The following is a 14,979-nucleotide window of genomic DNA, read 5'->3' as shown; positions in this document are numbered from 1 at the left end:
ATTATGGTTGAAACTGTGAAAAAAGTTTTGAAAAGAAGTACGCCTCAGAAGGTCCATTCAAAGGTTTCGATGAATCGCTTGAAGATTCTCGTAACAACGGTGAACCGCGCAAAGGCTGACTTTTACATGGATTACATCCAATCTTTTGGCGCAAATATGCAATTCGTGTTTTACGGGCATGGAACTGCACCGCGTGAAATCATGACGGCACTTGGCCTTGCTGATTCGGAACGTGCCGTGATTATAAGCATCATTGGCGAAGACCATGTGCCTGCTGTTTTGGAATGTCTTGAAGAAAAATTCAGGACGATTGTGAATGGAAAGGGGATTGCCTACACGATTCCGATGTCGAGTGTGATTGGCAAGTCCGTATTTAACTTTTTGAGCGACAACCGTTCTCAGGTGGGGAGAGGATAATCATGAAAGCGAATACACATGAATTAATTATTTGCATTGTGAATAACGGATTCTCTGACACTGTGATGGAGGCCGCTAAAGAGGCTGGTGCTCGTGGCGGCACGGTCTTGAACGCCCGTGGTACGGCGAACAAAGAAGCGGAAGCATTTTTTCATATCGCTATCCAGCCTGAAAAAGAAGTGGTGATGATTCTTGTGCCGCTGAACGTGAAAGATGCTGTGTTACATGCTTTGTACGAAAAAGCAGGCCTTGATACGATGGGGCAGGGAATCGCGTTTGCACTCCCGGTCGATAACGTGGTGGGGCTCACGCCGTGGAAGGTGGAGCACAAAGCACCAGAAGAGAAAAAGTAAGGGAACTTTTCGCGTTAATTATTCCAAAACAAATAAACCGTGATTTTGGCTATTCTCTTTATCAAAGCAACTTTCAATAATTGAATAATACGAATTATCATTGTGTACAAAATAACGGTATAGGGAGAAAGCTACTAAATCGGCAATTTGGATAGAACGAGATATCGATGATTCCAAAAATAATGGAACTTCAGCAAAATTATTTAGTTTTTCATTCCAGCGGTTCCCTAACGTTTGGTATATTCGTGACCAGTTCTGGTATTGATTTTCCATTTTTGACTTATCAAAAATACAAAGACCCCTCGCAGAATCCCCATGCTTAATAAACTTTCTCTTTAGGAACTTGTCAAACCGACTCGTTAATTGCGAAAATAATTCCTCCGACACACTTTCTTTTTTGTTATTCACGACAGCTCCAAATAAAATAAACTGGCGAGGGTAATTCGCCTTTATGTAGCTAAGGCTTTCTTTTAATAAAGTTTCTCTTGTTTGCTTGGGTACGCTTCGCCAAAATCCTTTCCCGCTTCTTATTGGACTAGCGTGCAATTCAATATCGGCACGCCCTAGATATTTTTCCATAATGGTATCAATTTCTTTTTGAATCCAATATGTTTGGTTTTCGTATGTTGCAAAACCTGCTAATACGCTGTATTTGGCATTGGGATCAGAGGCGACTCCTGAATCATCTGCATACAACAGATACATCAGCCCTCCAAAATAAAAGAGAGCCAAGCAGGATAACCTGACGCACCGCATAAAGGCAGTACTCTTGACTCTGATATATTTAAGATAAATAATAATTTCATCAGTGTCAATGATGCAAAAAACATGCCAACAGAAAAATTGCCGTTTTCACGCGAAAAACGGCAAATTGCAATTTGCGAAAAAGTGATTAATCGATTTAATCACTGATTAATCAATTTATAATGGTTATGAAAGTTCGACGTTTTGCGTTACACCTTTACATTGAAGTATTCGATTTCGGGGTGGCTGATGTAGAGGCCGCTGACGGAGGCTTGCGGGTACATGGCGCCGTTTTCGGTGAGGCTGATGCCTACGCTGCCAAAATCGATGAGCTTTGCAATGTTGAAGATTTCCTTGATGTTCGGGAGCACGGGGTAACCGACGGCTGGGCGGATGCCCTTCCAACCGTTGTTTCGTTCGAGTTCCTTGCTCAAGTATTCTGCGCCTGCTTCGGCGAGGCGATCTGCAACGGTCTGCATGAGGAGAACGTCGTAGTCGCTGCCGCCCTGTTCGGCTTTCAGCTTTTCTAAACGCTTGACGAACGTGTCGCTCATGGTCACTGCAAATGCACCGACGATGTCGCGGAAAACGTCCTTGCCTGCGGGGGATGCGAAAACGCTTGCGGTATTGGCGTTTGCCGGAGCGATGTAGTCGCAGAGGGCAAGGCAAGTGCCTTCGGGATTCTGCTGGCGTGCGGTCGAAACTTCGACAAGGTCAGCGTCTGTGCCTGTGCGGCCCGTGTTGAAGATAACGGACTTTTCAGTACCGGCTGCAGGGTAGAATGCCTGAACGGCGCGGAGCGCGTATTCGGGCTTTGTGAGCGACTTGATGAGTGCTTCGGCATCGGCCTTGAGTTTTTTCGCTTCTTCCTCTTCGGGCTTGATTTTCCAAGTGAAGAAGAAGTATTCCCAGCTGATGAGCGGGATAATCTTTTCGATAGGAATCGGCGGGAGCTTGCTTTCGCCCATGAACGGCGGTTCTGCTGGCTGGTACTTGCTCCAGTCGCATTTATAGCGGCGTTCTTCCGGTGTGGAGGTTGCTGCGGCCATGGCGTTTGCAGCCTCGGTCTTGATGCCGTTTTGCTTGTCGCGGATGCGCTGCTGCTCTTCGCGGTTTTCTTGAATCGTTTGTTCGCGGGTGGCGGGGTCGAGCAATTTTTGGGCGAGGCCCGGATTGCTTGCGGCGTCGCGCACATGGAAAACAGGGCCGTCATAGCATGGAGCGATTTTCACGGCGGTATGCGTGGGCGAGGTGGTGGCGCCACCGACAATAATTGGAATGCGCTGACCGGCGGCCTGCATGGCCTTTGCAACCGTGCACATTTCTTCGAGAGACGGCGTAATAAGACCGGAAAGGCTCAAGATATCTGCTTTGTTTTCAATCGCGGCCTTGACAATCACATCTTCGGGAACCATCACGCCGAGGTCCACCATGTCATAGCCGTTACAAGCCATAATCACAGAAACGATGTTCTTGCCGATATCGTGCACGTCGCCCTTGACGGTGGCGATGACGATTTTACCGCGGCTCGATGCGTTTGCATCTTTGCCTGCTTCGATGTAAGGCTGCAAAATTTCCACAGCTTTTTTCATCGTACGTGCGGTTTTCACGACTTGCGGGAGGAACATCTTGCCTTCACCGAAACGACGGCCGACTTCGTTCATGCCGTCCATGAGCGGACCTGAAATAATGCCGACCGGGCTATCGCCACGGTTGATGAGTTCCATCAAATCGGGCTGGAGCGTTGTAGAAGTTCCCTTGAGGAGTGCTTCTTGCAAGCGTTCTTCGGGCGTGGTGGGCTTGTCGTCAGCGGCTGCATTGCCTTCGTCAGAAGAGCTGCTTGCACCTGTGCTTACGGCAAAAATGGCCTTTGGATCGTACTTGGTGCCTGCTTCTTTGGCGGCTGCAGCGGCTGCGTTCATGCGGCTTGCAATTTCGATGAGTTCTTCGCTTGCTTCCGGTTCCGTGTTGAAGATAACTTCGGTAATCGCCATGCGGAGTTCAAGCGGAATTGTCTTGTACTTGATAATCGCGCTCGGGTTCATAATCGCCATGCCCATGCCGTTCGGGATGGCGTAATGCAAGAACGTGGTGTGCATCGCTTCGCGCAAGTAGTTGTTGCCGCGGAATGCAAACGAAAGGTTCGAAAGACCGCCCGAAATGCGGACACCGGGGAGGTTGTCCATAATCCAGCGGACGGCACGGATAAAGTCTATGGCATAGGCATTGTGTTCTGCCATGCCGGTAGCGACTGTCAAAACGTTCGGGTCGTAAATGATATCGGAAGGGTCGAAGTGCAGCTGCTTCACCATGATATCGTAAGCGCGGGACGCAATTTGTACGCGGCGCTCGTAGTTCGTGGCCTGACCTTCTTCGTCGAAGAGCATCACGATTACGGCGGCGCCGAGGCGCTTTACGGTGAGCGCATGTTCGATAAACGCTTTTTCGCCCATCTTGAGGGAAATCGAGTTCACGATGCTCTTGCCTTGAATGCACTTGAGGCCTTCTTCGATGACTTCGAAACGGGAGCTGTCAACCATGATAGGCACGCGGCTCACGGCAGGGTCGGAGGCAATCAAGTTCAAGAAAGTGCGCATTTCGGCGGTGGCGTCGAGGAGGCCATCGTCCATGTTGACGTCAATGACGTCGGCGCCGTCATCGACTTGCTTACGGGCGATGTCGAGCGCTTCTTCGTAATTCTTCTCGTTGATGAGACGCAGGAACTTCTTGGAGCCCGCGACGTTGCAACGTTCGCCGACCTTCACGAAATCATCGGCATTGCAGCTGTCGGCGCCGTTGCTCGGGCGAACCTGTTCTCTGAACAACGGTTCGAGCCCCGCAAGGCGGAGGCGCGGGCTAGTGACGTACTTCGGCGCGGGTTCACGGCGCTTGTAATCGGCCGGGAGCGCATCAAGCATCTGGCGCATCGCGGCGATGTGTTCCGGAGTCGTACCGCAGCAACCGCCAATCATGTTCACGAGCTTGTCGTCCAGATAAACGCGCATCAGGCGCACCATGTCTTCGGGCGTATCGTCGTAACCGCCGAACTGGTTCGGAAGACCTGCGTTCGGATGGCAACTGAGGTAGCACGGAGCAATAGCTCCCATGCGGCGGAGGTACGGCACCATGCCGTCTGCACCGAGGCCGCAATTTAAGCCGATGGAAAGTGGGTGCATGTGCATCACGCTCACGGCGAATGCTTCAACGGTCTGGCCCGAAAGCGTACGGCCGGAGGCGTCGCTCACGGTCATCGAAAGCATCACCTCGATTGGCTTGATGTCGGCTTCGGGAGTGCCTGCAGCCTTGGCGGCTTCAATGCGTGCATCGTTTGCCTTGCTGTAAGCGCTGAGAGCTGCCTTTGCATTCAGCGTATCGAAAATCGTTTCAATGAGGATGGCGTCAACGCCTTCTTCCATGAGCACGGAAATTTGTTCCAAATACGCATCTTCAAGTTCGTCAAAAGTGATGGCGCGGCTAGCCGGGTCGTTCACGTCTTCGCTCATGGAGAGCATCTTGCTTGTGGGGCCGACGTCGCCCAAAATATAGACCTTGCGTCCGTATTTCTTGAAACCTTCTTCGGCGGCCTGCTTCGCAATTTTCACGGAAGCTCGGTTCATCTCGGCGATGCGATGTTCTTGGTGGTATTCGTGTTGGCTCACGCGCTGGCTCGAGAACGTGTTCGTGGTGAGGCAATCCACGCCTGCATCCACGTAACGACGCTGGATGTCGAGAATGATGTCGGGCTTTTCGATGGAAAGCATGTCGTTGTTGGCGCCCTTGATCCCGTAAGTCTGGATAACAGAGCCCATGCCGCCATCGAGCAGCATCATCTTTGATTCGAACGCTTCGCGAAGAGTCATTTTAAGTTCCGTGTTTAAAATTCGAATTTATGCGTATATTTGTTTTTATGCATAAAAATAAAAAATGCTAGAATTGCTGTCACTAGCTGTATAATAATATATCCTATTTAAAAGTGAAAGGTGATCCCCGATCAAGTCGGGGATGACTGCTGGGGTCGAGAATGATAGGTTGTGTTCGTGTCTCGAAAAAATTACAGGGAAATGAGGTGCGGTCAAACTTATAACTACTTAATTAGTATAGATTTGCACTCATGAATATCGTCATTTATGCGCTTTTTGCTCTCTCTGGTTTTGCGGGTCTCATTTACGAGGGGTCGTGGGCCAGGTACCTTAAACTTTTCCTCGGACATTCGAGCTATGGTCAGGTGCTCACGCTCTGCATTTACATGGGCGGGCTTGCGATTGGCAGTTTTGTCGCGGGCAAGCTTGTGGAGCGCGTGAAGAGGCCGCTGCTCGGATATGCGGCGGTGGAGCTTGCGATTGGCATTGGCGGGTTGATTTACCACCCGATGTACATCTGGATTACGGATTACTTTTACGATTCGAATTTTGTGGCGGGGTTGAGCTCGCGGGCGGCGGAAATTTTGAAGGTGGTGCTGGCGACGGGTTCGACGCTCCCGATTGCGATTGCGGTGGGCATGACGTTCCCGTTCATCGCGGCGGGTCTTATGCGCAAGAGCGGTGCCGAAGTCTCGCTCCCGATGCTTTACTTTACGAATAGCCTCGGCAGTGCAATTGGTATTTTGTTCACAAGTTACATCTTGATTCCGGAACTCGGAAACCACATCACGCTTTGCGTCGCGGCTTCAATCAACTTCTTGCTCGCGGCGGTGTTCTGCTTTATCGGATATACGACGCCTTCAACGTACGAAGAAGAACTTGAAGAAGAGGGCGCTGGGGCGCTGGCAACGGCTGGCGGGGATGCGGCGAGTGTTCGCGAAATGCGCGCGGAACCGCTCAATGAAGATTATGTGGCGGAACACAAGCTTGCGATGCCTCCGAAGAACATGTGGTTCTGGATAGCGGGAATTACGGGCCTTACTTCGTTTGTCTATGAAATTGTCTGGATCCGTTTGCTTTCGCTGTTGATGGGATCTTCGAGCCACAGCTTTGACCAGATGCTTTCGGCATTTATTCTTGGCCTTGCGATTGGCAGTGCCGTGAGCGGAAAGCTCTTGAAAAAAGATTCGCTGGTGGTGCTTTCGCTCGCGCAGATTTTCATGGGATTCTTTGCGCTTTGCACTCTGTATTTTTACAAGCCGTTCTGGGAAGGCATGAACATTGCAAACCAGATTTTCAATACGACGAATGACGGTTATGTTTGCTGGAGCATTTTCAAGTACGTACTTTCGATTTTGTGGATGGTGCCGACGAGTTTCTTTGCGGGCATGACGCTCCCGCTGATTACGTTGATCTTAACGCGTGCGTTCAAGAGCGAGGCTCCGATTGGTAAGGTTTACGGCTGGAATACGGTCGGTTCGATTCTCGGTTCTGCCGGCGGTGGACTTTTGCTGTTGCCGCTTTTGCAGCTCAAGGGTTCGCTTGTGCTCGCGGCTGTACTCGACTTTATGATTGGCTTTGTCTTGCTTGTCATTTATCGCAAAAAGTTTCGCTATAGCGTGCTGTTCTACGTGATGACGGCGATTATGATTTTGCCTTCGTTCTTTGTGAATTTTGATCCGCACATGATTACGTCGGGTGCGTTCCGTGCGTTCAAGAATTTGCATCCGGATGAGAAGATTATCGTGCGTGACGGCAAGACGGCGACAATCAGCTTCCACGAATCCGACGTGCATTATTACGTGAAGACGAACGGCAAGGCCGATGCGAGCATGAGCAAGAATCGTGAACGCCCGATTGAAGGCGACGAACTCACGCAGGCGGCGACTGCATTTATGCCGATGGCCATGAAGGACAAGCCTTACGATGCAGCAATGGTCGGCTTTGGAAGCGGCATGGGTGCGCATTACTTGCTTGCCGACCCGCTGGTGCGCGATTTTGACTGCGTAGAAATCGAAGAAGAAATGATGAACCTCGCTCGCGGATTTTATCCGTGGAACGCTCGTGGTTATGATGACCCGCGAATTCACATTTTCATTGATGACGCACAGACGTTCTTCCTCACGAACCGCCGCAAGTACGACTTGATGATTAGCGTACCTTCGAACCCGTGGGTGAGCGGTGTCGCAAGCTTGTTCAGTCATGAATTTTACACCAAGATGCGCCGCTACATGAAACCGGGCGGACTTTGGGTGCAATGGATCCAGACATATGAATTCAATGACTTGCTGTTCCTCAACATCTTGAAGGCGCTCGACGTGACGTTCCCGTACGTGAGTTTGTACAAGGCTCCTGAAGAACCGGACATTATCATTGTTGCAAGTGATGAACCGGTGATGCAGCGTGCCATTGGTCGCTTCAGCACGGATCCGACGCTCGTGAAGGAATTCAAGCGCATTCACCGCGAACCGGATTTCTTTGGCGAACAGAATTTCCTCTTTACGTCAAAGATGATTACGTCGCTCCTGGATGGCGTGGAACCGAATAGCACGTTTATCCCGATTGTCGACAACAAGGCTGAAGAAGCTCGCTTCGTGCATTCGAATGCGCGTATTGTGCAGGTGTTTGACAGCTGCGAAATTTGCTGGCCGGAATATTTGGACTCGGCAGATTATGCATTGCGCCGCCCGATAAAGGTGCAATCCATGCTCAAGGCGGGTACGGACAAGTACCGCGAACGCGCTTTGCTCGCTTATATCAAAGAAGTGAAAAAACGCAAAAAGGCGTTCGATGGCATCTCGGCGATGCTTGACGCGAATGCTGACGATTCTAACAATGATGCGGATTCCGCGGCTGTCTCTTCTGCGGCAGTCTCTTCCGCTGCGGTCACGGTGACGGTTGCCGGTGAGGAAAAAGCAGAAAATTCAGCGACGGCGGTGGATAGCCTCGTTCGCCCGAAATTCAAAGTGGATGAAACTTCCCCAGATTGGAAAAAATTCCGCGAAGAGTATGTGGAATGGATGCGTGGCGTGCCGATGGAAGCTCGCGACACGAACAAGGTCTATGTTAAGGTTCGCAAGCTTGTGAATGCGGGGGCATTGCCGGAATCGTTCGTGGATGAGTTCAACATCATGGAAGCAGCCCGCGCCAAGAATTACAGGCTTGCAGCGGAATATGTTGCAAAATTCTACGAGAAGTACGAAGTCGCTGCGATGGATGAATTCTTCTTGCGCAACGCAATTTTGATTGCGTTCCTGGCGCACAACCCGACGCTTGCTAACGTGCTCTACAAGGAAGCGATCAAGCCGCACGAAGAATTTGCCCCGATCGAGAAACTCCTTATCCAGAAGGAAATCCCGAGACTCCGCAGAAGGTAAGTGCCCGTGTGGTGTCCTGGGCGAGGCGAGCGTTGTTCAGTTATAAAAAAGGAAGCGTTTGACGCTTCCTTTTTTGCTTTTCATAGTTCTAACTATTGACTGGTGACCACTGGCCAATAACTATTCGATTAGAACAAGAATGCGATACCGACGTTGGTGTAGAACGTGAGGAGTGTCGAGTTCGCAAACGACTGTTCCACCGTCAAGCCTTGGTTCAGCAAGTTCGTAAAGCTCTGGACAATGCGGAGGTTCAAGTGAACGTTACGCGTGAGCATGTAGCCGCCTTCAAGAGCGAGGCCCACTTCCATATTCGTCGAAACAAATGTGTTGGTGCTCTTGTCTACGTTTCCGGTGACCACGCCGCCATTAGCTTCGGAGCTGAATTCTGTATCGCCCATTAGCTTAAGCCCGAGGTGCAAACCGGCGGCTGCAAAAAAGTCGTATTGTTCGAACGTGTAACGGAACATGATCGGAAGCTCAAATAGCATAATGTTGAGCTTTGCCTTGTTCGTGTAAACGCCCATGTTTTTTTCGTAATTGTACTGACGGTAGTTGAACGTAAGTTCCGGCACGAGGCTGAAGTTCTTCGAGAACATGGAAATCTTGATGATAAGACCTGCACCGGCGTTCCAACCTGCGCCCCACCCTTCGGAATTGGAACCGAGGAATGTGTTAAAACCACCCTGTAAACGAGCTCCCAAGAAAACAGATTGCGAAAAGCCTTCGCTGCGCTGCTTGCTAATTTCGGAGCGGGAAGTTGTTTGGGTCTTGTATCTTGCGTATGCACTTGCGTATTCTTCGTCGTTTGCGAATTCGCTGTCATTCGATCCGTCGTAAGAACCGGACTGTTTGTTTTCTGACCAACCCGAATTGTTGGAGTCGGCAGAGACCCATTCGTCATCGTCTGAACTTTGAGCGAATGCACTTGTGGTAAGTGCTAAAACCATGGACGCAAGTAAACAAGATTTTCTTAAAAGCATGGCAAAATTATAACAAATCGTGGAGGTTCAACGACTTAAAAATATTTTAATACGGCTGAAATAAAAAGAAAAAAATGTTTACAGAAGGGCGGAAATGCGCTATTTAAAGGGAATAAAGGCTAATTGGGATGAAAAGTCTCTATTCCACCTAGAGCCGTTCTCTTGTTTATCATATATTTTTGATAAAATTTTAAATAAAATGACGCTTAATATGCTATTTTATCAAGTAGTATTTAAAAAGGATGGGCCCTTTTTATGTTCAAAAGGAATCGTGTTTCTGTGCTGGCTATGCTGGCGTCTTTCTCGTTGTTGCCGTTCACGGCGTGCAATGACGATATCGTAAGCGGTCCATTTCAGTTAATTGCGGAATCGTCTTCGTCGGAATCGGGCGCTGTGGAGTCGTCGGCTCAGGAGTCTTCTAGCGATGTGGTTTCGAGCAGCTCGGAAATTTTGCTGTTGGAATCGTCCAGCAGTTCAGAGCCTTTGCCGCTTAGTTCGTCGAGCAGTATCAAGTCTTTGATACCTGAATCATCGTCTGCGACTCCGGAATCTTCGTCGTCTGTTAAATCTCCGATTGACAGAGTATGCAATGATGAAAACGAAGGTGAAGTCGATTCTTTATGGACAGGGAATGACGGTAATCCTAGATTCCGTTTTGTGGGTACCGAGGAGTATTATCGTTGCGAAAAGGGCTCGTGGATTCATGGAGATAAGTGGCTCGCATGTGATACGACCGGACTTACGCCGGGGGCGGTTTGCTCCAAGACGGAATGGATGGCTGGATTAGGATCTACTGAGTATTTCTACACTTATGAAGGAGGTGGCATTTGGAGTACTTTGGGTACTTTGAGTGATGTGCCTGGCGGTATTATGGACAGAAATCGTATAGTTGTGCCCAAAGAGTGTTCCGCTGAAAATGAAGGTTCGCTAGAAAAGATGACGTTGGGAAATGAAACAGGCAATGTGGTCATTCTTTTTAAATGTGTAAGCGGTACTTGGAATAGAGTAACCAATGTTGATTCGGGTGAAGATGCCCCGTAAAGTTTCTCTAGACTTGCAAATGAGCCTGGGCAAATGCCTGGGCTTCTTTTTTTCTTACAAATTTTTGTAAAAATGGTTTTTGAAATTGTGAGTTTGTATTTTACTGATAAATTTTGGAACATAATGGGAGTTGTTTTTATGTTCGGAAGGAATCATGGCTATGCGCTAGCGATGCTTGCATCTTTTTCGTTTTTGTCTTTTACGGCATGCAGCGACGATGTGGTGAATAACCCGATGCCCATGGCAACCGAATCTTCGGCGGCTGAATCTTCGAGCAGCGAAACCTTTTCAAATCCAATATCTTCTAGTGATGTGGCTTCGAGTAGTTCTGTTCAAGAAATTGAGCGCCCGTCGTTGGAAAAAATGAATGAAAAATGTAGAGAACAACATGATGCTGTTAGTATTGCTGCGTTTGACGGCGTGAAGACGGAGTATTTTTGTTTGCTCGAAGCCTATGGCCCTAAAATCGAAGAAACGTTTTCGATTTTGGACCATGCTGAAATTTCTCTTTATACCTATGCAGAAAATGGATGGCAAGAAGTAAAATGCAATGCCGAAAATGAAGGCCGCAAGGAACTTTATGCCTTTTTCAATACGCACTGGCCAGGCAACTTATATTACAAGTGCACTAACAATCAGTGGGTGCAAATTGGATATGAGGAATACCATAGTTTGTCTGAGTTGGCGTGCTCTGCCGAAGAAGAAGGCAAGGTGGATTCTGCTTGGGTGGGGGCGAATAATCCTAGATTCCATTATGTTGGACAAACAAAGTATTATAGGTGCGAAAAGGGGCTGTGGACCTTAAGAGACCGGAGAATAACCTGTGATACGACGGGTGTTGCTGTTGGTGACGTGTGCACTAAGGAAGAATGTTTTGTAGGTGTAGGATGCTCCCAGTATTCTTACACGTATGTTGGGAATGGTGCTTGGAGAGAAGCTTCACTTTCGCTCACGGATAAGGCTCAAATAATCGCTAATTGCCAAAAAGAGGATACCGTTGTCGGCGATACTTGTTCTGTGGAAATGTCTGATGGCACGAAATGCTACAGGTTCAATGAGCAGAACGACTGGGAAGAATGTGAATCCTTCTAGATATTTTTCTAAATTTTGCCTCGAAATTTAATGAGGTCGCGGCGGTTTCGCTGTGGCGTTAGAGGAATAAATAATGGCAAAGTATAATCCGCAAGAAATCGAAACCAAGTGGCAAGCCTACTGGGAAGAACATCAGACGTTTAAGACTGGCGAAGACAAGTCCAAGCCGAAGTATTACTGCTTGGATATGTTCCCGTACCCGAGTGGTGCTGGCCTCCATGTGGGCCACCCGGAAGGTTACACTGCAACGGATATCATTTGCCGCTATAAGCGCAGCCGCGGTTTCAATGTGCTTCACCCGATGGGTTGGGACGCTTTCGGCCTCCCCGCTGAACAGTACGCCATTCAGACCGGTACGCACCCGGCCATTACCACCAAGAAGAACTGCGACAATTTCCGCCGCCAGATCAAGCGCCTCGGTCTTTCTTACGACTGGAACAAGGAAGTCAACACCACCGACCCGAAGTATTACAAGTGGACGCAGTGGATTTTCAAGCGCCTTTACGGCACCTGGTTCGATGAAGACCAGCAGAAGGGCCGCCCGATTGAAGAACTCCCGATCCCGGCCGATGTAGAAGCCAAGGGCAAGGACGAAGTCCGCAAGTACCGCGATGGCAAACGCCTCGCTTATTACGCCGATGCACAGGTGTGGTGGTGCAAGCACTGCAAGATTGTCTGCGCTAACGAAGAAGTTTTGAACGACGGTTCTCACGAAAAGTGCGGTACCAAGGAAGTCGAACGCCGTAACCTCAAGCAGTGGCTCATGCGTATCCCGCATTATGGCGACCGCCTCTTGAAGGGCCTCGACAAACTCGACTGGCCGCAGGGCGTGAAGGACATGCAGAAGAACTGGATCGGCAAGAGCTACGGTGCCGAAGTGGATTTCCCGATTGCCGACGCTAACGGCAAGCCGACAGAAAAGAAGCTCCGCGTTTACACAACCCGTTGCGATACGCTGTTCGGTGCAACCTACATGGTCGTCGCCCCGGAACACGCTATGGTGCCGGAACTCACGACTGCCGAACAGAAGGCCGCCGTGGAAGAATACGTGCACGCCGCCGCCTTGAAGAGCGATCTTGACCGTACCGAACTCGCCAAGGAAAAGACCGGCGTGTTTACTGGTTCTTACGCTGTGAACCCGCTCACTGGCACGAAGATTCCGGTGTGGGTTGCTGACTACGTTTTGACGGGCTATGGCACTGGCGCTATCATGGCTGTGCCGGCTCACGATACTCGCGACTTTGACTTTGCAAAGAAGTTCAACCTCCCGGTGATCTGCATCATGGAACCGGATGCAAGCTGCCCCGAAGACGTTCGCCCGAAGGTCCTTGCAGGGGACGCTTGCTGGGCTGCCGACGGCACCTACATCAACAGCGAAAATGCAACGCTCTGCCTGAACGGTCTCAACAAGAAGCAGGGTATCGCCAAGGTCATCGAATGGCTCGAAGCCAACAAGATCGGTAAGGCTACCGTGAACTACAAGCTCCGCGACTGGCTCTTCAGCCGTCAGCGCTACTGGGGTGAACCGTTCCCGATTATCCACTGGGAAGATGGCGAAATCTCTACGGTGGACGATGCCGAACTTCCGGTGCTCTTGCCGGAACTCAAGGACTACAAGCCGGGTGACGGCGGACAGTCCCCGCTCGCAAACGCCACCGAATGGCTCCAGGTTACGGACAAGAACGGCCGCAAGGGTATCCGCGAAACGAACACCATGCCGCAGTGGGCAGGTTCTTGCTGGTATTACCTCCGCTACATCGACGCTTGCAACGGCGACGCATTTGTGGCAAAGGAACTTGAAAAGTACTGGATGCCGGTGGACCTCTATGTGGGTGGTGCCGAACACGCCGTGCTTCACTTGCTCTACAGCCGTTTCTGGCACAAGGTTTTGTTCGATCTCGGCCTCGTCTCTACCGACGAACCGTTCCAGAAGCTCTTCAACCAGGGCATGATTCTTGCCTTTGCATACGAAGATGCCGCTGGCTCCAAGGTCCCGACTGACGAAGTCGAAGAAAAGAACGGCAAGTACTTCAAGAAGGGTACTGACATCGAACTCAAGCAGATCGTGGCGAAGATGAGTAAGTCCCTCAAGAACGTCGTGAACCCCGATGACGTTGTGCGCGACTACGGTGCTGACAGCCTTCGTTTGTACGAAATGTTCATGGGCCCGCTGGACGCCGTGAAGCCGTGGCAGACCAAGGGCATTGAAGGCATGAACCGCTTCCTCGGCCGCGCCTGGCGTTCTGTTGTCGGCGACAGCGATGAAGCCCCGGTGTTCGTTGACGAAACTGCTCCCGAGACAATCGAGAAGGTGATGCACCAGACCGTCATCAAGGTCACGAGCGACATCGAAAACATGAACTTCAACACCGCGATTAGCCAGCTGATGATCTTCAACAACGAAATGATGAAGATGGACAAGCGCTACCGCGAACCGTGCGAAACCTTCGTCAAGTTGTTGCACCCGTTTGCCCCGCACATCGCCGAAGAAATGTGGAGCATCCTCGGCCACAACGAATCGCTCACGAACGTCGCCTGGCCCGAAGCCGACCACTCCAAGGCTGTGGAAAACACCGTGGAAGTCGTGTTCCAGGTGAACGGCAAGGTCCGCGCGAAGGCATCTGTCGCCAAGGACTTGGACAAGGCTGCTTTGGAAAAGCTTGCACTTGACAACGATCGCGTCAAGGAATTTACCAAGGGTATGCAGGTTGTCAAGTCGATTGTTGTGCCGGGTAAGTTGGTCAATATCGTTGTCAAGCCGGCATAATATTGAGCCTGCCCCGGACTTGTTCCGGGGTGGTTCCGGGCAAACTCGTGAACATTGTGGTGAAGTAGCCGCAAGCCGAGTGCAGCGGAATCGCTTGCGAGTCCATTGCCGAGGCGCAGGCTACTGCGACGAAGTCGCAACTAGAATTACGTCATTGCGAGGAGCCGAAAGGCGACGAAGCAATCTATGATTATGTCATCCTGAGCGGAGGCACATCGCGCCGAAGTCGAAGGATCCAGTGATTTACAAGAAGACCGTAGCTTATTCGCTGCGGTCTATTTGTATGCACCCTTTTTTATAGTATCTTTATCACAGTTTTTAATGTGACAATATTTGTCATATTGTTTT

At 50.2% G+C, this 14,979-nt stretch carries 9 protein-coding genes; 6 read left to right on the top strand and 3 right to left on the bottom strand.

The window, feature by feature from the left end; translation table 11 throughout:
• The first annotated feature begins 3 nt into the window (after positions 1-3).
• A complete protein-coding gene (locus tag BUQ91_RS10630; RefSeq protein ID WP_072829779.1) occupies positions 4-417 on the top strand; it encodes a hypothetical protein in 414 nt (137 codons plus the stop codon).
• Between the two features lie 2 nt (positions 418-419).
• Entirely contained in the window at positions 420-770 is a 351-nt protein-coding gene (locus BUQ91_RS10625) for a P-II family nitrogen regulator (RefSeq protein WP_072829777.1), read from the top strand.
• A gap of 18 nt (positions 771-788) precedes the next feature.
• On the opposite strand, the gene BUQ91_RS10620 is transcribed toward BUQ91_RS10625, so the two are convergent.
• Entirely contained in the window at positions 789-1,475 is a 687-nt protein-coding gene (locus BUQ91_RS10620) for a DUF3800 domain-containing protein (RefSeq protein ID WP_074209252.1), read from the bottom strand.
• 248 nt (positions 1,476-1,723) lie between these two features.
• Complete coding sequence (gene metH / locus BUQ91_RS10615; protein WP_074209251.1) at positions 1,724-5,374, bottom strand: methionine synthase; 3,651 nt, start codon at positions 5,372-5,374, stop codon at positions 1,724-1,726.
• 251 nt (positions 5,375-5,625) lie between these two features.
• Here metH and BUQ91_RS10610 point away from each other — a divergent pair, with 251 nt between their 5' ends.
• A complete protein-coding gene (locus BUQ91_RS10610; protein WP_074209250.1) occupies positions 5,626-8,751 on the top strand; it encodes a fused MFS/spermidine synthase in 3,126 nt (1,041 codons plus the stop codon).
• 128 nt (positions 8,752-8,879) lie between these two features.
• On the opposite strand, the gene BUQ91_RS10605 is transcribed toward BUQ91_RS10610, so the two are convergent.
• Entirely contained in the window at positions 8,880-9,698 is an 819-nt protein-coding gene (locus BUQ91_RS10605; RefSeq protein ID WP_072829768.1) for an outer membrane beta-barrel protein, read from the bottom strand.
• 288 nt (positions 9,699-9,986) lie between these two features.
• Here BUQ91_RS10605 and BUQ91_RS10600 point away from each other — a divergent pair, with 288 nt between their 5' ends.
• The 3 genes from BUQ91_RS10600 to leuS all read left to right on the top strand — a co-directional run bounded on the left by BUQ91_RS10600 (position 9,987) and on the right by leuS (position 14,631).
• Positions 9,987-10,772, top strand: a complete 786-nt coding sequence (locus BUQ91_RS10600) for a hypothetical protein (protein ID WP_074209249.1) — start codon at positions 9,987-9,989, stop codon at positions 10,770-10,772.
• Positions 10,773-10,910: 138 nt separating this feature from the next.
• Positions 10,911-11,864, top strand: coding sequence for a hypothetical protein (locus BUQ91_RS10595; protein WP_074209475.1), 954 nt, complete (start codon positions 10,911-10,913; stop codon positions 11,862-11,864).
• Between the two features lie 73 nt (positions 11,865-11,937).
• The gene (leuS, locus tag BUQ91_RS10590) at positions 11,938-14,631 is read left to right on the top strand and encodes a leucine--tRNA ligase (protein WP_074209248.1); all 2,694 of its coding nucleotides are present in this window, start codon (positions 11,938-11,940) and stop codon (positions 14,629-14,631) included.
• The last annotated feature ends 348 nt before the right edge of the window (positions 14,632-14,979 follow it).

Origin of the sequence: Fibrobacter sp. UWB11 (assembly GCF_900143015.1) — a bacterium.
In the GTDB taxonomy this organism is placed as follows: domain Bacteria; phylum Fibrobacterota; class Fibrobacteria; order Fibrobacterales; family Fibrobacteraceae; genus Fibrobacter.
This window is presented reverse-complemented; position numbering and strand designations above follow the sequence as displayed.